Raw genomic sequence first — 23,930 nt, 5'->3', positions numbered from 1 at the left:
TGAATAAGATTGATTATTCCCAGTTTCCGGCATTGTTGTTTGGTTGTTCAATGTCACCTACTCTCAAACCGCAGTATTTTCCAAGTTTAGACTGCATGTCTTTCAAGTTTGCAAGTTCCTGGCTGTTTATACCTTTCAGATATACATCGTATGCCACCTGTGCTTGGAACAAGTTAAGAGGAGCACCTGATTTCATAGTATCTTTACGTACAGCCATTTCAAACTTGGCTCCATCACCGTAAGGAACGTAACAAAGTGAATCTGGGTTAAATCCTTTTGTAAAGATTGTGTCAAGTACAGCCACCCACATTGTGTCACGACGGAAGTCCTGCAATCCTTCTTTTTCTACTTCTTTATAGTTACCTGTCTTTTTAGCCTTGTTGATGATAGCCATTGCTTTCTTTTCAGTCATACCTGCTTCAAGCTGGGCATCTGTCAAAGCTCCTACCTTAAGGATGAATGGAAGTTTTGCAGTCTTAACAAAGTCAATCAAAGTATCGAAGTCTGCAGTATATGCACCCTGATGCATACTACGGTATTCCTGCTGTGCCTTACGTATGTCGATAAGACGAGCAATGATTGCTTTTTCTCTTAAATCTCTTTCTTTTTCAAAATTGATTGGACCCATTACACTGCCATAGCAGATGTAAATCAAACCTACAACGCAGGCTGCTAAAACAAGATTAATAACTGTTTTCATGATAATATTATTTTTTTAGTTTATATTCGTAGCGCAAAAATAGAATAAATAACTTGAACAACGTAAATATTACTCAATCTTTTTATCTACTTTTTATGTTAAATAACTATTTAACGCAACAAATTAAGCGAAATTTTTGTTACCAACCAACAGAAGAGCAAGAAAATGCTATGGAATGTATAGCAGATTTTTTGTCAAACCCTAAAAATGATACTTTATTATTACTAAAAGGATATGCCGGAACGGGTAAGACTACTCTGATTGGAGCAGTTGTAAAAACATTGTCCGAGTTACGGATGGGGTATGTACTGATGGCTTCTACAGGAAGGGCTGCAAAGGTTTTTTCGCATTATTCAGGTTTTCAGGCCTATACCATTCATAAAAAGATTTACCGCCAGAAATCATTCTCCAATGAACTTGATAATTTTTCATTGAACGACAATCTTCACAAAAACACGTTGTTTATTGTTGATGAAGCTTCCATGATTTCAAATGACGGACTTTCGGGAGCGTCATTTGGAAGCGGGCGACTTCTTGACGACTTGATTGAGTATGTTTATGCTGGTCAGGGATGCCGCCTTATAATTATAGGTGACGACGCTCAGTTACCGCCTGTGGGTGAAGATGAAAGTCCGGCTCTAAGTGCCGAAGTATTATGTGGATATGGGCTTGATGTTGCGGAGTGTATTCTGACAGAGGTTATCCGATATTCTGGCAGAAACGGAATTCTATCGAATGCAACCATGCTACGCGACAGAATGGCTGCCGATGATATTTACGACCTGCCGGCGTTATCGCTCAAAGGTTATGAAGATATATTGTCTGTGCCGGGAAGCGAGCTTATAGAAGCAATTAACTCTTCCTACGGTGAAGTAGGTATGGATGAAACCATGATAATATGCCGCTCGAACAAGAGAGCTTATCTTTACAACAAAGGAATCAGAAATACAATTTTGTACAGAGAGGACGAACTGAATTCGGGGGATATACTTATGATAGCCAAGAATAACTATCACTGGACAGCTGACTGTAAGGATATGGATTTTATAGCCAACGGCGATATTGCTGTAGTGCGCCGTGTAAGAAGGACTCAGGAAATGTATGGATTCAGATTTGCAGATGTAGTGCTTTCTTTTCCCGACCATAATGACATAGAGTTCGAATTGAAAATTTTGCTTGATACGCTTCATTCGGATTATCCGTCATTGTCTAGAGAAGACAGCGACCGTCTGTTCAATGCCGTTATGGAAGATTATGCGGACATAACCAATAAAAGGGAGCGCATGAAGAAACTTAAAGAAGACAGTTTCTATAATGCACTCCAGGTGAAGTATGCATATGCAGTGACTTGCCATAAAGCTCAGGGTGGACAGTGGAAAAGAATCTTTATAGATCAGGGGTATATAACTGAAGATACTTTCACTCCTGATTATTACCGATGGCTCTATACCGCAATTACCAGAGCTAGCGAGAAACTTTATCTGGTCAACTGGCCCGAAAATCAGACTGAATAAGACGGTACGTAAGTATCGCCTGGACACTTCCTCTTACGAACAGATATATTATGAATGCCATCCATAATGAATGATTGCCCATTGCACCGTCATATATATAATATGTAGAGAAAAATGCAACCGATGCCACAAATATAGACCGTAGCATAATGCCGGTGGCTGTGGCTCCGATACATATTCCATCGAGAATGAAAGCCATAAATCCGGCAAAAGGTATAGCAAGTACCCAGTAGTAATATTCAGAGGAATTCTTAATCACATCTATGTCGTCTGTCAGAAGTTGCAGGAAATCCTTACCTCCTATACTATATAATAATGTGAAAAAGACGGCAACTCCTGTTCCCCAATAAAGCAGATGCCTTACGGTTTGCCGGAGAAGATGGTTATTGCGGCTGCCTACATGCTTGCCTACCAAAGCTTCGCCTGCATAGGCAAATCCGTCCATTATGTATGAGAATATTGTGAACAGTTGCATCAGAAGCGTGTTGACTGCCAGTGTCGTATCTCCGTATGCCGCCCCGGATGATGTGAAGAACACTGTAACAGCCACTATACACAAGGTACGGAAAAAAATGTCTCTGTTTACTTTGAAGAAAACCGACATACTTCTCCTGTTGAATATTTGTGCAGCAGATATGTTCCAGGTATATTTCCTGGTATATTTAAGTCCTAGGATTATAGCCATAATCAATCCTGCATATTGTGCTATCAGAGTTCCGTATGCCACACCTTCAATTTTCATTCCCATCTCTTTCACAAAGAAAAGACTGGCAGCAATGTTTATTACGTTCTGTGTAATGGCTATGAACATAGGATATCTGGAGTTCTGCATTCCAAGAAACCATCCTGTGAAACTGTACAGTCCCAATACGGCAGGTGCTCCCCATATGCATATATGGAAATATTCCGATGCGTATGTCTTTACTTCTGTGCTGGTGTCAATAAATAGAAAAGCTATGCTTACAATGAGTGTTTGCAGCACTATAAGTATAGCTGCCAGCAGTACACTTATCCCTAGTGAACGCAGAAGTATATTTCTGCATTCGTTGTCATTCCGGCTTCCGTATGCCTGGGAGGTCATTCCGCCAGTCCCCATTCTAAGGAAACCGAAAATCCAGTAAATCATATTGAACAGCATTCCTCCCACTGCTATGGCACCTATGTATGCCACATTGCCCAGATGCCCCGTAATAGTTACATCAACCAGTCCCAGCAATGGCACAGTGATGTTAGATATAATAGATGGTATGGCTATCTGCAGAATCTCCTTGTTTGTCTGGTTCATATCTTTGTATTGTTGTTCAGAAATTATCTTTATCGATTTAAAAAATATATTCCACTTCTTTAAACAGATATTTTCTTATGTTTCCTTCCCTGTCTTTCAGAATAAATCGTCCATCTTCTTCTATGTCCTCTATCATAGCTTCGAAATTTCCGTTATTATCTTTATATTTATGGAAACCATCTTTTCTGTATATTGCATCAAAATACTTTTTTCGGATTATCTCGCTTTTGCCGTTTTCGAACATTTGGTAGTATACGCTTGCAGAATCCATGATTTTATGAAGAATAGTCTCTATGTCATATTCCTGACCTGTTATTTGCGATAAAGAAACTGGATTTGGAGCATTACTCCTGAAAATCTTCTGATTAAGGTTTACTCCCGTTCCGGATATGGAGCGTTCAATGTTCATTCCACTCAAATCGTTTTCTATAAGGGTTCCACAAATTTTTTTGTCCATCCAGTAAATGTCGTTTGGCCATTTTATGCTTATTCCCTCTGTATATTCCGACAAAGTGTCGAACAGTGCAAGAGCCGTAATCTGCAACAAAATGAAATGTTTTCTGGCCGGTAGTTCCTTTGGAAAAACCACAAAGCTGAACAGAAGGTTCTTGCCGTTTTCCGATTCCCATTTATTTCCGCGTTGTCCTCTTCCATCTGTCTGGAAAGACGAATATACCGATGTAAGGTTTTCTGTATCTCCTTTAGAGCAAATTTCGGCAAGGCTTACGTTCGTTGATATTGTTTGTGGAATGTATATAGGTTCAGGGTAATTCATTGTAAATTCCATTTTATATGTTGTTTTTACCATACAGGGGATATAAATGCATCTTCAATATGATTTATCCGGAAGTTGCCGGAGTGTCCGGTTACAGATATTATATCGAATCTGATGTCGAGGTCTATCATATTCTTTTTTATATATACATCTGCCGCATTGATGATTCTCCTTATTTTCTTGTCGGATACAGTATATTCAGGTTCTCCATACATATTTGTACTTCTGGTCCTGATTTCGGCTATTATAAGATTGTTTCCCTTTCTGGCAATAATGTCCAGTTCAAGTTTTCTCCATGTCCAGTTCCGTTCCAGAATTTCATATCCTCTGTCCTGAAGAAACTGGCAGGCAACATCTTCTCCTTCCTTTCCTAATGTGTTATGTTTCGCCATTTTGCCATTTTTTGCAAAAATACTCATTTATTTTTTCTTAATTAATCGGAAGTAGATTAATTTTGCACCACGAATGATAGCTAAAGGTAAAACCAGAAAGAGAGTTCCGTCGTCAGTACCACCACGCAAGCAGCGAATGGTATGCCTGATGAGTGACGAAGAAATCCGCATTGTGGAATGTTATCTCAAAAAATATAAGATAACAAACAAGGCGCGATGGCTTCGCGAAACAGTATTGTCACATATTCATCAACAGCTGGACGATGATTATCCTACTCTTTTCAACGAACACGAAATGCGCAGATAGTAATGGCAGACGATAATTTCTATATGAAACAGGCACTAGCCGAGGCTGAGCGTGCGGCAGAGAGGGGAGAAGTTCCTGTGGGAGCCGTAGTGGTTTGTCGTGACAGGATAATAGCACGTGCACATAACCTGACAGAAACGCTAAATGATGTTACGGCACATGCCGAGATGCAGGCTATTACAGCTGCCGAAAATGCTTTGGGAGCAAAGTATCTGAACGACTGTTCGCTGTATGTCACAGTGGAACCTTGCGTGATGTGTGCCGGTGCCATTGCATGGTCGCAACTGGGAAAGCTGGTTTATGGAGCCTCGGACGAAAAACGTGGATTTATGAAATATGCTCCCGATGCTCTTCATCCTAAAACAGTTGTCATGTCGGGAGTGATGGCCGACGAATGTGGGCAACTGATGAAAGATTTCTTTAAAAAACGCAGATAAAAGAGACTTGAAGAAAATGTCCTGTCGTTTTGATTGAAACGCCTTGTCGTTTTGGTTAAAATGACAGGACATTTTGTTTTGGTCTGAATAGTGATATATTAAGGGGGAAGTGTCAATCGGAATTATAAAAATTACAGTATATTTGTATAATATGATATAAAGATGTATTTTTGCACACAGATAGATATGGTGTGCAATAGAATGAAGATAATATGACAGTGTTAAAAACCAGAGCCAAACTTGTGGATGTAGCCAGGCAGCTTTTTGCAAAAAAAGGAGTTGAGGATACTACTATGAATGATATTGCTATTGCTTCCAAGAAAGGGCGTAGAACTCTCTATACCTACTTCAAAAGTAAGGAAGAAATATATATGGCTGTGGTTGAGGCTGAAATAGAGATGCTGTCGGAAACTCTTCATAAAGTGGCAAGTAAAAACATTTCGCCTGAAAAGAAAATACTGGAACTCATATTTACTCATCTGGAAACAACAAAGACTATCGTTTTCAGAAATGGTACTTTGAGGGCAGATTTTTTTAGGGATATATGGAAGGTGGAAGCTGAGAGAAAGGACTTTGACATAAAGGAGGTTCTTCTGTTCAGGAAAATTCTTCAGGAAGGTAAGGATGCCGGAGTATTTGATATTGATGATGTGGAAATAACAGCTTCTATTCTGCATTATTGCATAAAAGGTATTGAGGTTCCTTTTATCAGAGGACAGATAGCAGAGGAACTGGATGATGAAACTTCGTGGAGATATGTCAAGAAAATAGTTTATGGAGCTTTAGGATGTAAAGCTAACGATTGAAATAAAGGCAATAATTTTTTAAACAAAAATAATTATGGGATTATTAACAGGAAAAACAGCTATTGTAACCGGTGCTGCACGTGGTATTGGTAAGGCTATAGCTTTGAAGTTTGCTGCAGAAGGAGCAAACATTGCATTTACTGACTTGGTAATTGATGAAAACGGATTGAACACTGAAAAAGAAATTGCAGCTTTGGGTGTGAAGGTTAAAGGTTATGCTTCGAATGCTGCCAATTTTGAAGATACTGCAAAGGTTGTAGAACAGATTAAAGAAGAATTCGGTTCTATCGATATCCTTGTGAACAACGCTGGTATTACAAAAGACGGACTTATGATGCGTATGAGCGAGGCTCAGTGGGATGCAGTAATTGCTGTAAACTTGAAATCGGCATTCAACTTTATCCATGCTTGTACTCCAATCATGATGCGTCAGAAGAGTGGTAATATCATCAACATGGCTTCTGTAGTTGGTGTACACGGAAATGCAGGTCAGTGTAACTATTCTGCATCTAAGGCAGGTATGATAGGTCTTGCTAAATCTATCGCTCAGGAACTTGGTTCTCGCGGTATCCGTGCAAATGCTATCGCTCCTGGTTTCATTATTACAGAAATGACTGCTCAGCTTTCTGACGAAGTTAAGGCTGAATGGAACAAGCGTATTCCTTTGCGCCGTGGCGGTACTACTGAAGATGTGGCAAATACAGCATTGTATCTTGCTTCAGACTTGTCTGCATATGTTTCAGGACAGGTTATTCAGGTAGATGGTGGTATGAATATGTAATTTTCATATACGATATACTTCGGGCACAGGCTTCGTTTTATAATGAAATCTGTGCCTGTTTTTTATAAATACATCCATATGACTGTAGTTTACGAAGATAATCATATAATAATAGTAAATAAAACTGCTTCTGAAATAGTTCAAGGTGATAAAACGGGAGACACTCCTCTTTCTGAGACAGTGAAACAGTATCTGAAAGAGAAATATAATAAGCCGGGAAACGTTTTTATCGGTGTTACACACAGATTGGACAGACCGGTAAGTGGACTCGTGGTTTTTGCAAAAACTAGTAAGGCGCTTAGTCGTCTGAATGATATGTTCAGAAATGGAGAGGTGGAAAAAACTTACTGGGCGGTAGTGAAGAATGCTCCTGCATCGGAAGAAGGGACTTTGGTACATTATATGGTTAAAAATGAGAAGCAGAACAAATCGTATGCTTACGACAAGGAAGTAAAAGGTTCGAAAAAGGCTATTTTGGATTATAAACTTATCGGCCATTCTCAAAATTACTTTCTTCTGGAGGTTAATCTTCACACAGGGCGTCACCATCAGATACGTTGCCAATTGGCAAAAATGGGATGTCCTATCAAGGGAGACCTTAAATATGGATTCCCACGTTCTAATCCGGACGGAAGCATCTGTCTGCATTCCAGGAGAGTAAAATTTATTCATCCGGTATCAAAAGAACTGATTGATGTTACGGCAGAATTGCCATCCGGAAATTTATGGAATGGTTTTGGTATATAGAATAAAAAAAAGAGCATGCTTCACAGCGTGCTCTTTTTCGTTTTTAACACATAGGCATCTTCATTATCATAAGATTGTAGTTATTTATATTATTGTAAATACAATCTCAGAAAAATTAATTCTATGGGGTTGGGTTTTGTGTGTTTAGTCTAGTCTTTATTAAAATCTTATTCTCTTTTATGTTTGCAAAAGTTGTGCCATAAATGTATGACTTCTCTATTGTATTGTGAACCAGTGTGTTATAAAAATAAAATCCACGCCTATATGTTTACAGGTGTGGATTTTATTGTGGAATGTGTGGAAATATTCCACATTTTATTGTGGAATATTGTAATGTTTAAGTTTGTTGTACAGTGTTTTTCTGTCAATGCCAAGCAGGTTTGCAGCCTTTGATTTGTTGTTTCCCGTTTGCTTTAGTGCATTTATTATAAGTTGTTTTTCTGTTTCTTCTCTGTTTAGTGAGGTTTCAATTGATATGTGGTCTGAATGAACCGCTTGTGGTTCGTTAAGTTCCTCTCCAAGTTCGGCAGTTGTTATGAAATCTTCTTTGGCCAGCAATGTAGCTCTTTTTACTATGTTCTTGAGCTGTCTGAGGTTTCCTGGCCATTCGTATTGCTGTAATGCCATACTTGCTGCGGCATCAAAACCTATAAGGTTTTTATTTAGTTCTTTGTTTGCCTGGTCAAGGAAGAAATTTGCAAAAAGAAGAATATCTTCCTGTCTTTCTTTCAATGATGGCATACGCATGGTGAATTCGTTTATTCTGTGGTATAAGTCTTCTCTGAAATTACCTTTTGAAATAGCCTCTTTTAGGTTTTCGTTTGTGGCACATATCAGTCGTACGTCAACCTGTATTTCTTTGGTAGATCCAATCTTACGTATTCTTCTTTCTTGTAATGCACGTAATAACTGTACTTGAACTTCGTAGCTCAGATTACCTATTTCGTCAAGAAAAAGAGTTCCTCCGTTAGCCTCTTCAAAAGCTCCCGTCTTGTCCGTAAGTGCTCCTGTAAATGAGCCTTTTACGTGGCCGAAAAATTCTGAAGCAGCCAAATCCTTAGGAATAGAACCGCAGTCGATTGCTATGAATGGCTTGTCATTGCGTTTGCTTAACTGGTGTATTCTGTGTGCAACGTATTCTTTGCCTGTTCCGCTGGCACCATTTATCAGTACAGACATTTGTGTAGGTGCAACCAGATTTACATAGTTGTAAAGTTGTCTGGCAGCTTCACTTTCTCCTTCCAGAAAATTATTGTTTATATTTGAAACTTCTTTTTTTGATTGTTTTTCAGTTTGCTTGTTATCAGATGTGACAGTAATAGCTTCATTTATTTTCCTTAGCAGTTCGTCCGGTTGCACAGGCTTTTGTATATAGTCTGTGGCACCCAGTTTCATAGCCATGACAGCATTTTGAATTTCCCCATAGCTGGTCATCATTATGAATGGAGTCTTCATTTCAAGTTCTCTCATCCATGTTAGGAGCTGCATACCGTCCTGATCAGGAAGCCTTAGATCTGAGAGAATCAGGCTGAAATCTTTCGATGTGATAAGTTTGCGGGCTTTTGTGCATGTGCCAGCCGTTTCCACATCAAAACCTTTCTTGCCCAGCCATGTCTTCAACATGGTGGAGAATGTCAGGTCGTCTTCTATTATTAGTATTGACGGAGTCATATATGGTTAATGTTTTTATTTTTACAAAGTTAATCTATAAATTTCATCTGCTTGTTTTAACAAACCTTATTTTTATAAATATTATCTAATAGTGTATGTTGATGTGTCTTTTTTTGTTTTTGTTATATGTTATGTCTTATATCTTGGGCAATTTAAGGCTGTTAGTTACTTTTTGTTTATGTTTTGATTTATTCCAAGACTACTTTTGTGAAGAATTAAAATTCTATCTATCTTTGTTTCCGTATTTATCTTTTTAAATATTACAAACTAATGAAAAGAGTATTATCGCTTATTTTTATATTTTGTGCAATTACTGTCATGGTTAATGCACAACCTCAGATATCGTTCGATTCAAAGTCGCAAAATATTGGTTATATTTTGTGGAGAAATCCGGTTACGGTAAAGTATTCCTTTACCAATACGGGGGATAAACCTTTGGCTATTTCCAATGTCACAGTATCCTGTGGATGTATGGAAGCCGATTGGACGAAGGAACCTGTTCCTGCAGGAGGTAAAGGTGAGGTTACGGCTGTATATGATGCCGAGGCTATTGGTAAATTCTACAGGGAGGTAGGAGTGTATTGCAATGCTTCGAATCTTCCTGTATATCTGGATTTTTCGGGTGAGGTAACCGCCGATCCTAAAGATTATTCCTTTACTCATGAGTTTGGATTTGGAGCTATTAGAACCAATAAGGATGAGATAGTTTTTGACGATGTGAATAAGGGGGACAAGCCTCAATTTGAGATTCTGGTAGCAAATACATCGAACAAGGCATATTCTCCAGTTCTTATGCATTTGCCACCATATCTTACAGCCAAGGCGGAGCCTGAAGTGCTTGGCTCGCAAAAAAATGGTAAAATCACAGTTACACTACATACGGATAAACTTCCAAAACTAGGTATAACCCGAACAACTGTCTTTCTGTCTAGGTTTATGGGAGATAAGGTAAATAGCGAGAATGAAATTCCTGTATCTGTAGTTTTATTGCCTGATTTTTCTTTACTCTCTGAACAGCAGAAATTAAATCCGCCGGTAGCCGAAATAAGTACCACATCTTTGGATTATTTGGGATTGAAACCTAAACAAAAAAAGTCGCAGACTGTTGTTATTACCAATAAAGGAAAATCTAACCTTGAGATATTAGATTTGCAGGTATTTACTATGGCGCTGAATGTTAAGGTGAACAAACATATAATAAAGCCGGGTGAATCTGCAAAAATGAAAGTGACTGTGCTTGCCGGTAATCTTTCAAAATCTAAAGGTAAGCCAAGGGTTCTGATGATAACCAATGATCCGAATAACCCTAAAATAACCATTAATATCAATGCTGATATAGTAAACGAATAAAGGCATCAGATAATGATAGTCCTGATTTATTAACCCATAAAAAAACAATACCGTTATGGAACATCCTGAAAATAATGAAGAATATAAGGGCTTGACTGTCAATCAGGGAGTTGAACAACCTTCGATTGTCAATCCATATATAAATCTCAGAAACAGGCCTAAAAGACGTCAGTATTCTGTTGATGAATATGTAGAAGGTATAGTTAAGGGTGATATAACGATGCTCAGCCGTGCTGTAACTTTGGTGGAAAGTGTTAAACCGGAACATCAGGTGATAGCACAGGAAGTTATAGAAAAATGCTTGCCATATTCCGGCAATTCTGTCAGGATAGGAATAAGTGGTGTGCCCGGTGCAGGGAAAAGCACTTCAATAGATGTTTTCGGACTACATGTGCTTGAAGAAAAAGGCGGTAAACTGGCTGTGTTGGCAATAGATCCTAGTAGTGAACGTTCAAAGGGCAGTATTTTGGGCGATAAAACCAGAATGGAGAAACTGTCCGTTCATCCAAAGTCTTTCATACGTCCCAGTCCTTCGGCTGGTTCATTGGGTGGAGTGGCCCGTAAGACACGAGAGACTATTATACTGTGTGAAGCTGCCGGATTCGACAAAATTTTTGTCGAGACTGTTGGGGTAGGACAGAGTGAGACAGCTGTACATTCAATGGTGGATTTCTTTCTTTTAATTCAACTGGCAGGAACTGGTGACGAACTGCAGGGAATCAAACGAGGGATAATGGAGATGGCCGACGGAATAGTAATAAACAAGGCCGATGGAAACAATATAGAGAAGGCAAAACTTGCTGCTGCACATTTCCGTAATGCGCTTCACCTGTTTCCGGCACCAGAATCAGGATGGACTCCCCAGGTACTTACTTATTCCGGATTTTATAATATAGGAGTTAAGGAAATATGGGATATGGTATATGCCTATATCGACTTTGTCAAGAAAAACGGATATTTTGATTATAGGAGAAACGAACAGGCAAAGTATTGGATGTATGAAACCATAAACGAACATCTTCGCGACAGTTTCTATCAGGATCCATTGATTGCAGATATACTTGAAATTAAGGAAAAAGAAGTCCTTAGCGGACAGACCACATCGTTCACGGCAGCTAGAAAGTTGCTTGATGTTTATTTTAACCAATTAAAGAAGTAAAAAGAATTTTATATTAAGATATGCAGGATTTTGTTCATTTACATGTTCATACCCAATATTCAATCCTCGATGGGCAGGCTTCAATACCAAAGTTAGTCGATAAGGCTATTGCAAATGGTATGAAGGGTATAGCTGTTACAGACCACGGGGCAATGTTTGGTATCAAAGAGTTTTTCAATTATGTTAACAAGAAAAACGGAGGAACAAATGGCGAAATCAAGGATTTGAAGAAGAAAATTGCTGCTCTTGAAAAAGGAGAGGCTGAATCTGACAATCCAGAAGAAGAACTTGCGGAGTGCAGAAAGCAGTTGCAGGCTGCTCAAGACAGACTTTTCAAACCTATTATCGGGTGTGAAATGTATGTTGCTCGCCGAGGGCTTGACAAGAAGGATGGAAAGCAGGATCAGAGTGGTTATCACCTTGTAGTCCTGGCTAAAAACTTGAAGGGATATCATAATCTTATAAAGCTGGTTTCAAAAGCATGGACGGAAGGTTTTTATATGCGTCCGCGTACAGACCGTGCAGAGTTGGAGAAGTATCACGAAGGACTTATAGTTTGTTCTGCCTGTCTTGGTGGTGAAGTTCCTAAGAAAATTACTGCAGGACAGTTTGAGGAAGCTGAAGAGGCTATACGCTGGTATAAGAATCTTTTCGGAGATGACTATTATCTGGAACTTCAACGTCATAAAGCCACTGTATCAAGAGCAAATCATGAAGCCTATCCGTTGCAACAGGTGGTGAATGCCAAACTGTTGGAGTATTCTAAAAAATATAATGTAAAACTGGTTTGCACAAACGACGTACACTTTGTAGATGAGGAAAATGCCGAGGCACACGACCGTCTTATCTGTCTTAGCACGGGAAAGGATTTGGACGACCCTAACCGTATGCTATATACCAAGCAGGAATGGATGAAGACGCGCGAAGAAATGAACGAAATCTTTGCAGATGTACCTGAAGCATTGTCCAATACTGTAGATATATGTAATAGTGTAGAATTCTATTCCATTGATAATCCTCCTATAATGCCTACATTTGCCATTCCGGAGGACTTCGGAACGGAAGAGGAATACCGCAGGAAGTTTACGGAAAAAGACTTGTTTGATGAATTTACACAGGATGAAAACGGTAATGTCGTAATGGATGAGGCCTCTGCAAATGCCAAAATCAAAAGGTTGGGCGGTTACGAAAAATTATACCGTATTAAGCTTGAGGCAGATTATCTGGCAAAATTGGCATACGACGGTGCCAGACGGCGCTATGGTGAGGTGCTTGATGAGGAAGTGAGCGAACGAATAAAGTTTGAGTTGCACATCATGAAGACAATGGGTTTTCCGGGCTACTTCCTTATAGTGCAGGACTTTATTTCTGCTGCCAGAAACAAGCTTGATGTGTCTGTAGGTCCGGGACGTGGTTCGGCTGCAGGATCTGCTGTAGCATACTGTTTGGGTATTACTCAGATTGACCCTATCAAGTACGACCTTCTGTTTGAGCGTTTCCTTAATCCGGACCGTATTTCACTTCCTGATATTGACGTGGACTTTGATGATGACGGACGTGGACGTGTCTTGAATTGGGTTACGGAAAAATATGGGCAGGAAAAGGTGGCTCATATCATTACATACGGCACTATGGCCACAAAACTGGCTATTAAGGATGTGGCACGCGTGCAGAAACTTCCTCTGTCGGAATCGGACAGACTGTGTAAGCTGGTTCCTGACAAGATTCCTGACAAGAAGCTGAATCTTCCTAATGCTATAGCATACGTGCCTGAACTCCAGGCTGCGGAGGTGTCTACAGACCCTGTATTGAGAGATACCATCAAGTATGCGAAGATGCTTGAAGGTAACGTACGAAATACCGGTGTGCATGCCTGCGGTACCATCATTTGCCGTGACGACATCACCGATTGGGTTCCTGTAAGTACGGCCGATGATAAGGAAACAGGCGAGAAGATGCTTGTCACCCAGTATGAAGGTTCTGTAATCGAGGATACCGGTCTTATCAAGATGGACTTTCTTGGACTGAAAACATTGTCCATCATAAAGGAAGCACTGGAAAATATAAAGCATAGCAAGGGTATAATATTGAATATAGACGAAATACCGATAGACGACCCTGCCACATATAAGTTGTATGGTGATGGACGAACAATAGGAACATTCCAGTTCGAATCTGCCGGAATGCAGAAGTATCTGCGTGAGTTGGAACCGTCAACATTCGAGGACCTTATTGCCATGAATGCGCTATACCGTCCGGGACCTATGGATTACATACCTGACTTTATCGACCGTAAGCATGGGCGTAAGCCTATAGAATATGATATACCAATCATGGAGAAATACCTTAAAGATACTTACGGTATTACGGTATATCAGGAGCAGGTCATGCTTTTGTCGCGTCTGCTTGCCGACTTTACCCGTGGTGAGTCTGATGCCCTCCGTAAGGCGATGGGTAAGAAGCTCCGTGACAAGCTGGATCACATGAAGCCTAAGTTTATCGAAGGTGGAAAGAAAAACGGTCATGACCCTCAAGTACTTGAAAAGATTTGGGCCGACTGGGAAAAGTTTGCTTCTTATGCCTTCAATAAGTCTCATGCCACATGTTATTCGTGGGTAGCATATCAGACTGCATACTTGAAAGCTAACTATCCTTCGGAATATATGGCTGCCACAATGAGCCGAAACATCGCCAACATCACTGAAATCACAAAACTGATGGACGAATGTAAGGCTACGGGTATCAATGTGTTGGGACCTGACGTAAACGAGAGTGAGCTGAAATTCTCTGTTAACAGCCGTGGTGACATACGTTTCGGTATGGGAGCTGTTAAGGGAGTAGGAGAGTCGGCAGTGCAGAGTATCCTTGAAGAACGTAGAAAAAATGGAGAGTTCAAGAATATATTCGATTTTGTACAGAGGGTGAATCTTTCCTCATGCAACAGGAAGAATATAGAAAACCTGGCTCTGGCAGGAGGTTTTGACAGTTTCCATGGAATAAAGCGTGAAGATTTCTTTGTGAAGAATGCTAAAGAAGAAACCTTCGTGGAAGTTCTTGTAAGATACGGAAACAAATATCAGGTTGACAAGGCTGCTGCCACAAACTCTTTGTTCGGAGGTGAAATGGCTGTAGAGATTGCTACACCTGAAATTATTCCTGCACCTGCATGGAGTGACTTGGAACGACTTAACCGCGAGCGAGAACTTGTCGGAATATATCTTTCGGCCCATCCTTTAGATGAATATGCTGTAGTATTGGAAAATGTATGCAATGTGCATATGGAAGAGTTGGCAGATTTGGTACCTTTGCAGAACAGAGACCTGATACTCGGTGGTATAGTGACAGGTGTGCGCGAAGGATATACCAAAAACGGAAAGCCATACGGTGTTGCGAAGGTTGAAGACTATTCAGGAGTAGCGGAATTTGCATTTTTTGGCAATGAATGGGTAGAGAAGAAGAACTTTTTCAGCGAAGGAATGTTTTTATATATGCACGGCAAATGCCAGCCTAAACAATGGAAGCAGGATGAATGGGAAGTTAAAATCAATACAATTGAGCTTCTGCCCGATGTAAAGGAAAAAGTAATAGAGAGAATAACAGTCAAAGCACCTCTTTCATCAATTGATGATGAGTTTATCACTGAATTCGGTTCCATTGTTAAGCAGAATCCAGGAAATGCTGAACTGTTGTTCTATATTATGGATGATGACGGACAGATGTATGTAAATCTTTCTTCACGTTCCATCAAGGTTTCTGTACAAAAAGATTTGATTAATTATTTAAAATCGCAATCACAGTTGGACTATAAAATAAATTAGTCTATATTTGTTGCGAATAACATATAAACATTGAATTTATAAACTTAAAAAGATAGAAAAAATGGCACTTAACATTACAGATCAGAATTTTGAAGAGATAATGGCAGAGGGTAAACCTGTAGTATTGGACTTTTGGGCAACATGGTGTGGTCCATGCAAGCAGATTGCTCCATATATCGAAGAACTAGCTGACGAATATAAGGATACAGTAAACATCGGTAAATGTGATGTTGACGAAAACTCAGATCTTCCAGCACAGTTCGGAGTACGTAACATCCCTACAGTACTTTTCATCAAGAACGGCGAAGTGGTTGAAAAACAGGTTGGTGCAACTACAAAGCAGGCTTTGGCTGAAAAACTGAAAGCTATCCTCTGATAGTAACGGACTTTTATTAATCATTAAATACTGGTAACTATGGCAACAGACAACGAATTCTTGTTGGAAGACGAGGATGATGAAAAGACGATTGAGTTTATCAAGAACTATTTGCCTCAGGACTTGAAAGAAAAGTTCACAGACGATGATTTGTATTATATATTCGACCTTATAGTAGAGTATTATACAAACAGCGGATGTCTTGACGCTCAGCCGGATGAAGAAGGATATATCAATATCGACCAGGATGAGATCGTTAATTATATAATTAAGGAATCTGCAGAAGACGGTATGGGACCTTACGAACCGGACGATGTATTCTTTGTAGTTCAAGGCGAAATGGAATACGGAAACCAATTGGGTGGTGTAGAATAAAAAACTCTTCATATAAAAAATGCTTCAAGGTATTTTCATATACTTTGAAGCATTTTTTGTATAATAGACTTATGCCCATATATCTGTAGATTTCAGTATCTTCATTGTGGTGAAGAAGAAAAAGTGATTTCCGGATTAATGCCCTTTATTGTTTCTAGCATCATATCCCTGTTCTCCGGAGCCAGATATGTTTTCTTTCCGTTCTTCTCAATAATAACTGTATCATACGGAATATTCAGAGTGAATCTTTTCTTCTCTTTCAGAGCTATTATTTCCTTTATGTCGAATATATTGATGGATCTGTATTTGAAATCTCTGATGCTGAGATATTCATCGGCTATGCTATATTCTATGTGATATATTCGAATGCATGACGACAGAGCCATGAAAATGAAACATGATATGAATGGAATGAGATTGTCAACGTTTCTTTCTGATAATAGTACCAGAACAATACATAATACTATCGCCGTGACAGAATACATCATGGACATCCATACACAACCCTTCACCTTTTCCGACATTTGTGAACTGAAAGTTTTCATATCGCCTGCTGTTTAAATTGTTTTTAAATGGTGTTTAAACGCTGTTTAAACGGCGTTTAAATATCTCCTAAGTCTTACAAATATAATGAAAAACCGTGATTTATACATCTTTTAGCATTAAAATTGCAGCATTTACGTTTATAAATTGTTTCTTTATATAGACATATAGGTAAAACCAAATCAAATTATATGAAGAAGATTTGTTTTTTTGTGGGTCTGATGATGATAGGCATCGTCCTCCCGATATCGGTTAAAGCTCAGAATTATGACAAAATGTGGAGGGAAGTGGAAGCACTTCAGAAAAAGGATCTCCCTCGTTCCGTAATAGAAAAATCTGAAAATATTTTCTTATTGGCATTGGCTAAGAAGAACATACCCCAAATGATAAAGGCTTTTATGGTATGTTCAGAATATAAGGTGCGGTTGAGTCCTGACAGTATCCGGAAGCAGAAAGACATGCTGAAGAAGTGGGCTGCATCGGAACAGGATGTGGTGGGAAAAGCCGTACTTAACAGTATCATGGCTATGAATTATGCAGCGGTATCGCCTTCTGAGGTTGATTCTGTCATTTCATGTTTGCAATTGTCTTTGAAGGAAAAGGATTTGTTGGCATCGCGTTCTGCGGCTTTATATTATCCTGTGGTTGTTTCTAAAGAATTGAGCAAGGAATATTTTGATGACAATATGTATGATTTCCTGGGCCGTCAGGCTGTACGTACATTGTTGTCACTTCCGGCGAGAGGAAATGAACTGAAAATCCACAATGAGATATTAGGTGTTTATGATTCTCTGATAGATTTGTATTCTTCTGCCGAAAGTCCTTATCGTGACAGAGAGGCTGAAGCGCTGACACGTGAGGCACGTCTTGTCTATCTTTCTGACAATTGTGTTTATTCGAAGGATAAACTTTCTCCGGATGAGGCTGTGAAAATGTTCGAGAGTCTTGCATCTGAATATAAGGATGTTGAAGTCTATTGTGATATTATGCTGAAGCTTGCAAATAAGTATAGTTCTCAGGGAAAAAAGGTTGAGGCTATGTCTGAATTGAAAAAAGCTCTTGCTCTATATCCAAATACGGAATGGACTGGCGAACTGAATAATATGATTAAGGAGATAGAGTCTCCGAGCCTGGAGATACGTATTCCGTTTGTATATCCCGGATATCGGTCGGATATAGAAGTTTCATACAGAAACCTGACCAGCGTGACGATAGAGGCTTACAGGCTCAGCGTGTCGCCGGTATCGGAAAGACTGCGTGACAGAAAAAACTATGAGCAGTTGATCAGGAAACATGGTGACCGTGTGGCTGTGAATAACTTCACTCTTCCGGCAACTGCTGATTATAAATCAAGAACTACCAGATTGAAGTATAAATTGCCTGAAGACGGTATATATATGATGAAGCTCTTCTCAAAGCAGAAGCCAGAGGCAGTCTGCTATGAGGTGGTATATGTATCTTCTTATCAGTGTATTGTAATTCCATTGCCGGGCGACAGAAAAGAACTTGTTGCTGTCGATCGTATGACTGGTCATCCGGTTTCCGGAGCGGAGATACTTTCATACGCACTGAACGATGGTAAATACGCACTGAAGAATGTTTATCCAACTGATGAAAAAGGCTGCGTAGTGGTAAGTACCGCCAAGGATAAACTTGAATATTTCAGTGTCCGTACTTCCGGTAATGATTTTATGAATATCTCAAATTTCTATTCCGGAGAGCATTTCCTGAACACAAACGAAGAAGCGAGAAGGCAGACAACCATATTCACGGACCGCTCGATTTATCGTCCGGGACAGATGGTATATGTGTCAGGAGTTAAATATGTCCAAAAAGGTGATTCCGTTTCTGTACTTAAGGGGGAAGAAGTGACTGTAAGTCTGACCGATACCAATGGTAAGGAGGTGGAGAAGAAAAAGGTTGTCACTGACGATTTTGGAGTTTACAGTACAGAGTTCGTTCTTAAACAGAATGTTTTGCCGGGATACTTTGGTGTAAAGGCCGATAATACATATAGCGGTATAAGGGTGGAAGAGTATAAGCGTCCTACTTTCGATGTGGTTTTCGAGAAAAACAGCAGTGAATATTCGCTTGGCGATTCGGTACATACTGAGGCGAGGGCTGCATCATTTGCCGGTGCTCCTCTGCGCATGGCAAAGGTGGAATATAGGGTAGTCCGTATGGAAAATATTTGGTGGAGATATAACGGAACTGAAACGGAAATTTCCACTGGCGAAACAATGACTGATGCCGACGGCAAGTTCCATATAGATTTCTGCCTTGATAAGCCTGACGGTGATTTGCAGGCTGCGGATAATACGTATTACAGATTTAATGTAAAGGCTACGGTAACAAGCCTTTCCGGTGAAACTCAGGTAGGGGAGTATTCCGTGTCTGTCGGTGATAAATCTCTCGATTTGAGTATTTCTGATTTGCCTTCCAAAGTGGCAAAAGAAAGAATAGGCAAGATCCGTTTTGACGCTTTCAATTGCGAAAGGATGCCGGTAGAAACAACTGTCAGATATTCTGTTTTCAAGCTTGATGAAGAAGGCAAGATAGCAGGCAAGGCTGTGTTCAGTGGTGAGGAAAAGGCTCAGAATTCATTTGTGCCTTACTCATTCAATTCTCTTTCTTCAGGGAAATACCGCATCAGGATTTCCGCTTCAGACTCCAAGGGACGTGATGTGTCAAAGACTCAGGATTTCGTCCTTTTCTCCCTTGCAGACAGTATTCCTCCTTACCGGACTGTGGAGTGGTTCTATCAGGACGGCAATTCGTTTGATGAAGGTAAGTCTGTCGATTTCTATATAGGCAGCTCCGAGAGTGATGTCTATATGATGCTTGATGTGTTTACGGCTGGAAAAAGACTTGAAAGCCGTAGGATGACATTCTCTAATTCAATACAGAAGTTCAGTTACATATATAAGGAAGAATATGGTGACGGTATAACTGTATGTTTCTCTTTTATGCGTCAGGGAGTATTGTATAAGAAGGTGGTAAGTCTTGTAAAGCCTGAACCTGAGAAGAAACTCAACGTCTCATGGGAAACATTCAGAGACAAGCTTGTTCCCGGACAGAAGGAGGAATGGAAACTCACGGTAAGGAATAAAGACGGGGAGCCTGTCAACGCTTCTATGTTGGCGTCTGCTTACGATGCTTCGCTTGACGAACTTTATTCGCACGGTTGGCATTTCGGATTGTATTTTGGAAGAAAGGTGCCGCGTGTGTGGATGCAGAGTCTGCATGTGTATGACAATCCTTATATGCGTGTGGCATACGCTTATGTAAACGGCGGCAATGGAATCGACCTTATCTATGGTGACGGATTTACACAGTTTATACCTTTCTCATGGGGATATTATGCTTCGCGCGGAATGATTATAGCCAAGGCACCGTCAAATAATATATTCCAGGCAAAAGAAGCTTCATTTGATATGGCTGGACAGAGTTATAACAGGAAAGCATCAGTGGAAGAAGCGGATATGAATCTGCCTGTAGAAAATGCCGTAGAGGCAACTGACGGAAATGTGTCTCATGCCCTTCGTGAGAATTTCTCTGAGACAGCTTTCTACTATCCGCGTCTGCGTACAGATTCTGCCGGAACAGTGACTATGTCGTTCGTAATGCCTGATGCATTGACCGAATGGACTTTCAATGGTTTTGTACATACTCAGAATATGGATTACGGATTTGTAAAGGCGTCGTTTACCACTTCCAAGCCATTTATGGTGCAGCCTAATATGCCTCGCTTTGTCAGGGTAGGTGATGAATCGTCCATTTCATCATCTCTCATCAATATGTCTGATGAGGATATCAGCGGAAAAGTCACTATGACTCTTTCCAATCCGCTCAACGGACAGGTGGTTTATACCAAGACAGATGCTTTCAGTGTACGTGAAGGGGAGACAGAAGTCGTGACATTTAACTATAAGGTTTCCGAAGGTGTGGATGTTCTGGTTTGTACTGTCATGGCTGAGGCTGGCGAATTCAGCGATGGCGAGCGTCACTACCTTCCGGTATTGTCTGACAAACAGATAATTGTAGAGAATATTCCAGTCCAGTTGAGAGGTGATGAAACCAAAACGGTTTCTACAGGTGGCTTGTTCAACGGTGGAAGCAATACTGCTACAAACAGGAAACTGACCATAGAAATGACTGCAAATCCGCAGTGGTATGTCATTCAGGCCTTGCCTGTGCTTGGCACACCTTCGTCTGATGATGCAATGTCGTGGGCTACGGCTCTTTATACCAATTCATTGTCTTTGCATATTGTGAAATCCAATCCTAAAATCAGGCAAGTGTTCGATTCATGGATAGCACAGGGAAAAGATGAAAAGGATTTATGGTCGGAACTGTCAAAGAATGAACAACTTAAAAATATCATCATCGAAGAAACCCCATGGTTGGCTGATGCTGAAGATGATGCTTCGAAAAAGCAGCGTATTGCAATGCTTTTCGATGTAAACGCAATGAACGACAAACTCTCCACGGCTATTACCAGTCTTGCCAAGTTACAGCTGTCTGACGGTTCGTGGCCATGGTTCAAAGGTATGACTTCAAGTACTTACATCACTCTTCGGATAATGGAGTCGTTGGCCAGACTCAAGGCTTTGGGAGTATCATTCAATTATCAGATGAACGATATGTATAAGAAAGCCCTTGGATATCTGGCTTCTGAAGCTGCCGGGTGTCATGACAGTATTCTTGAAAACAAGGACGCTTACGTGCCTCAGAATATGATTATGAGCTATCTGTATATATGTGCCATTGACGATGAAGCGGCATCTTCGGCAGATGCTAAGGTGAACGATTATTTCATTGACTATTTTGTAGGAAAGTCTGCATCGCTCGACATAAATGAAAAATCGGTATTGGCTACCATTATGGACGCGGCAGGAAAGAAAGACGAGGCGGAAGTCCTTCTACAGTCTGTTATGGAATATATGGTAAGCAATGATGAGATGGGTTCATATTTTGATACATATAAGGCCGGATATTCTTCGTTCGATTACAGAATACCGGTTCATGTGTCTGCAATGGAAGCCATCATGCGTTTGGGAGATAATAAAGAAACTTTGTTTGACGATATGCGTCTGTGGTTGCTGAAGCAGAAACAGGTACAGGTTTGGGATACTCCGGTTGCATCTGTAAATGCCATTTATGCGTTTCTGGCAGGTGGAAGTGATGTGCTTGATTCAGGCTCTGCTATTACAGCAGAGGTTGCGGATAAAACTTATACCACACCGGATGACGCTATAGGACATGTTTCGGTTTCATTGCATGATTCTGATATCAGGAAAACAGAGAATATTGAATTCTCAAGAAAAGGCACAGGTGCCGGATGGGCTTCTGTCTGTTCACAATGTCTTGAAAGTATCGATAAAGTGAAATCCTACAATGGTGAAGGTCTGAGAATAGAACGCAAGTATATATGTGATGGAAAAGAAGTTTCATCGTCTTCCGTTTTGTCTGTGGGCGATAAGGTGACGGTATGCATAACCGTAAGTGCCGACCGTGATATGGATTTTGTACGGATAAAGGACGAGAAACCTTCATGTCTTGAGGTTGCGTCCCAACTCTCTTCTTATTCTTGGACAGAAGGTCTTTCGTTCTATCGCGTAAATAAAGACGCGTCTGTAGAATTTTTCATTGACCGGATGCGCAAAGGTTCCTATACTATACGTTATGACGCATACGTGGCACGTTCAGGGAAATATGTTTCAGGTCCGGTATCTGTCATATCAGTTTATGCGCCGCAATTCGGTTCGCATGGGAAAACTTCAGTTATTACGATAAAATAAGTATACCTCCACACGCTCGTGTCAAGCTCTCGACACGGCCGTGCGGAGATCTCCACACGTTCGTGTCGAGTACTCCACACTGCCGTGTGGAGATTGATTCTTTTGCCCAAAAAAGTACCTTCGGCAGTTCTATTATACCAGAGTCCTCGTACGTTTGTTTATTAAAGGAATTGACGTGGAAAGAAATAATGGAAGATAAATACCGGCTTTCGGATATTTTCTTTATTTTTGTAAAAGTATATGAGAATCTTGGTTAGGAACCAATAGCCAACAACCGGTACCTATCAACCAGTTACCTTAGCTCTTAATTTTATCTAAATCATTTTATAATGGTAGGGCGATTTTAAGTATAGAGGCGTATGATATGCTTGCCCGTAAAAGCAATATATCAAGAAGTTTGAAATCCAATGTGCGTTCCATAACCGAATATAACGGTGTGGACAGTTATATAATGGCCCATTTTATATACAGGTATGATTTTATGCGAGGTAAAAAAAGCAGATGAGGAATGCCATGCTACTTTATGTATGTGAAGTTGTTCTTCTGAAATAAAAATAAAAAACAATTTCGTCGCCATGAAAAAACTTCGTATATTTGCACCCGCTATGGTGAAGTATCTGTTTCTTTTATACATCGCATTGGGGATATACCTGATTTCGGGTGACTATTCCACCGTATATGACAGTCAGGAGTATGAAAATACTTGTGTGGCTGAATGGCAAAATGATACGGTGATAATCAATCATATATTCAGAGGTTTGTCCGAAAAAAAGGAGATTGATAACGAAAGAGTAAATTTATTGTTTCAATTTTGTATCGCAAATAACAATGTTTATAATAGCGGACGTTTCACTTTGTCTTATAAGTTGTTAAAGACTTATTCTAATGCTTTAGGCATAACCCATTTACGGAAAATATTCTTGCCGGAAGAAAAGGTGACATCTTATTTCTCTTTTTTACTCTTCACTCGTTACTCGGACAATTATTATATTTATCAAATCAAACGTATTTTGATTTAGCATAAATTATAAGGTTGGTGGGCCGTTTTTTTATTCATATATGTTTCCTGAAGATTATTGATACGGGATTATTG

At 40.0% G+C, this 23,930-nt stretch carries 19 protein-coding genes; 13 read left to right on the top strand and 6 right to left on the bottom strand.

Annotated elements, in window-relative coordinates:
• Nucleotides 1-13: 13 nt before the first annotated feature.
• The gene (locus I6E11_RS10660; protein WP_235338021.1) at nucleotides 14-700 is read right to left on the bottom strand and encodes a hypothetical protein; all 687 of its coding nucleotides are present in this window, start codon (nucleotides 698-700) and stop codon (nucleotides 14-16) included.
• A 95-nt stretch (nucleotides 701-795) separates the two neighbouring features.
• Here I6E11_RS10660 and I6E11_RS10655 point away from each other — a divergent pair, with 95 nt between their 5' ends.
• Nucleotides 796-2,214: an ATP-dependent DNA helicase gene (locus I6E11_RS10655; RefSeq protein ID WP_235338020.1), complete on the top strand. Its 1,419-nt coding sequence runs from the start codon at nucleotides 796-798 to the stop codon at nucleotides 2,212-2,214.
• On the opposite strand, the gene I6E11_RS10650 is transcribed toward I6E11_RS10655, so the two are convergent.
• Genes I6E11_RS10650 through I6E11_RS10640 form a run of 3 tightly spaced genes read right to left on the bottom strand, consistent with a single transcriptional unit; the run spans nucleotide 2,186 to nucleotide 4,666 of the window.
• The gene (locus I6E11_RS10650) at nucleotides 2,186-3,499 is read right to left on the bottom strand and encodes an MATE family efflux transporter (RefSeq protein ID WP_235338019.1); all 1,314 of its coding nucleotides are present in this window, start codon (nucleotides 3,497-3,499) and stop codon (nucleotides 2,186-2,188) included. The genes I6E11_RS10655 and I6E11_RS10650 overlap by 29 nt on opposite strands.
• Nucleotides 3,500-3,536: 37 nt before the next feature.
• Nucleotides 3,537-4,274, bottom strand: coding sequence for a biotin--[acetyl-CoA-carboxylase] ligase (locus I6E11_RS10645; RefSeq protein ID WP_235338018.1), 738 nt, complete (start codon nucleotides 4,272-4,274; stop codon nucleotides 3,537-3,539).
• 26 nt (nucleotides 4,275-4,300) lie between these two features.
• Nucleotides 4,301-4,666 (bottom strand): YraN family protein, encoded by a 366-nt coding sequence (locus I6E11_RS10640; RefSeq protein WP_235338017.1) that lies wholly within the window; start codon nucleotides 4,664-4,666, stop codon nucleotides 4,301-4,303.
• 73 nt (nucleotides 4,667-4,739) lie between these two features.
• Here I6E11_RS10640 and I6E11_RS10635 point away from each other — a divergent pair, with 73 nt between their 5' ends.
• The 5 genes from I6E11_RS10635 to I6E11_RS10615 all read left to right on the top strand — a co-directional run bounded on the left by I6E11_RS10635 (nucleotide 4,740) and on the right by I6E11_RS10615 (nucleotide 7,744).
• Nucleotides 4,740-4,973 (top strand): hypothetical protein, encoded by a 234-nt coding sequence (locus tag I6E11_RS10635; protein WP_235338016.1) that lies wholly within the window; start codon nucleotides 4,740-4,742, stop codon nucleotides 4,971-4,973.
• A gap of 2 nt (nucleotides 4,974-4,975) precedes the next feature.
• Nucleotides 4,976-5,410 (top strand): nucleoside deaminase, encoded by a 435-nt coding sequence (locus I6E11_RS10630; RefSeq protein ID WP_235338015.1) that lies wholly within the window; start codon nucleotides 4,976-4,978, stop codon nucleotides 5,408-5,410.
• 212 nt (nucleotides 5,411-5,622) lie between these two features.
• Entirely contained in the window at nucleotides 5,623-6,216 is a 594-nt protein-coding gene (locus I6E11_RS10625; RefSeq protein ID WP_235338014.1) for a TetR/AcrR family transcriptional regulator, read from the top strand.
• Nucleotides 6,217-6,250: 34 nt separating this feature from the next.
• Nucleotides 6,251-6,997, top strand: coding sequence for a 3-oxoacyl-[acyl-carrier-protein] reductase (gene fabG, locus I6E11_RS10620; protein WP_235338013.1), 747 nt, complete (start codon nucleotides 6,251-6,253; stop codon nucleotides 6,995-6,997).
• A 78-nt stretch (nucleotides 6,998-7,075) separates the two neighbouring features.
• Nucleotides 7,076-7,744, top strand: a complete 669-nt coding sequence (locus tag I6E11_RS10615) for an RluA family pseudouridine synthase (protein ID WP_235338012.1) — start codon at nucleotides 7,076-7,078, stop codon at nucleotides 7,742-7,744.
• Between the two features lie 315 nt (nucleotides 7,745-8,059).
• Here I6E11_RS10615 and I6E11_RS10610 read toward each other — a convergent pair whose 3' ends face one another.
• Nucleotides 8,060-9,415, bottom strand: a complete 1,356-nt coding sequence (locus I6E11_RS10610; protein ID WP_235338011.1) for a sigma-54-dependent transcriptional regulator — start codon at nucleotides 9,413-9,415, stop codon at nucleotides 8,060-8,062.
• A gap of 270 nt (nucleotides 9,416-9,685) precedes the next feature.
• On the opposite strand from I6E11_RS10610, the gene I6E11_RS10605 reads away from it, so the two are divergent.
• The 5 genes from I6E11_RS10605 (at nucleotide 9,686) to I6E11_RS10585 (ending at nucleotide 16,493) form a co-directional block, all read left to right on the top strand.
• The gene (locus I6E11_RS10605) at nucleotides 9,686-10,765 is read left to right on the top strand and encodes a DUF1573 domain-containing protein (protein WP_235338010.1); all 1,080 of its coding nucleotides are present in this window, start codon (nucleotides 9,686-9,688) and stop codon (nucleotides 10,763-10,765) included.
• Between the two features lie 55 nt (nucleotides 10,766-10,820).
• On the top strand, nucleotides 10,821-11,924 hold the full coding sequence (gene meaB, locus I6E11_RS10600; protein ID WP_235338009.1) for a methylmalonyl Co-A mutase-associated GTPase MeaB: 1,104 nt from the start codon (nucleotides 10,821-10,823) through the stop codon (nucleotides 11,922-11,924).
• 20 nt (nucleotides 11,925-11,944) lie between these two features.
• Entirely contained in the window at nucleotides 11,945-15,742 is a 3,798-nt protein-coding gene (gene dnaE, locus I6E11_RS10595) for a DNA polymerase III subunit alpha (protein WP_235338008.1), read from the top strand.
• A 61-nt stretch (nucleotides 15,743-15,803) separates the two neighbouring features.
• On the top strand, nucleotides 15,804-16,118 hold the full coding sequence (trxA, locus tag I6E11_RS10590; RefSeq protein ID WP_154045100.1) for a thioredoxin: 315 nt from the start codon (nucleotides 15,804-15,806) through the stop codon (nucleotides 16,116-16,118).
• Nucleotides 16,119-16,157: 39 nt separating this feature from the next.
• Nucleotides 16,158-16,493 (top strand): hypothetical protein, encoded by a 336-nt coding sequence (locus I6E11_RS10585; RefSeq protein ID WP_154045101.1) that lies wholly within the window; start codon nucleotides 16,158-16,160, stop codon nucleotides 16,491-16,493.
• A gap of 101 nt (nucleotides 16,494-16,594) precedes the next feature.
• Here the strand turns inward: I6E11_RS10585 and I6E11_RS10580 are convergent, their stop codons facing one another.
• Complete coding sequence (locus I6E11_RS10580; RefSeq protein WP_235338007.1) at nucleotides 16,595-17,038, bottom strand: hypothetical protein; 444 nt, start codon at nucleotides 17,036-17,038, stop codon at nucleotides 16,595-16,597.
• Between the two features lie 189 nt (nucleotides 17,039-17,227).
• Between I6E11_RS10580 and I6E11_RS10575 the strand changes: the two genes are divergently transcribed.
• Together I6E11_RS10575 and I6E11_RS10570 are read left to right on the top strand one after the other, a co-directional pair.
• Complete coding sequence (locus tag I6E11_RS10575) at nucleotides 17,228-22,837, top strand: alpha-2-macroglobulin family protein (RefSeq protein ID WP_235338006.1); 5,610 nt, start codon at nucleotides 17,228-17,230, stop codon at nucleotides 22,835-22,837.
• Between the two features lie 575 nt (nucleotides 22,838-23,412).
• Nucleotides 23,413-23,856, top strand: coding sequence for a DUF8440 family protein (locus I6E11_RS10570; protein WP_204404446.1), 444 nt, complete (start codon nucleotides 23,413-23,415; stop codon nucleotides 23,854-23,856).
• Nucleotides 23,857-23,930: the final 74 nt, after the last annotated feature.

This window comes from Bacteroides caecigallinarum (assembly GCF_021531075.1).
Lineage (GTDB): Bacteria > Bacteroidota > Bacteroidia > Bacteroidales > Bacteroidaceae > Phocaeicola > Phocaeicola caecigallinarum_B.
The sequence above is the reverse complement of the archived record's forward strand: the minus strand, read 5'-3'. Positions and strand labels throughout refer to the sequence as shown.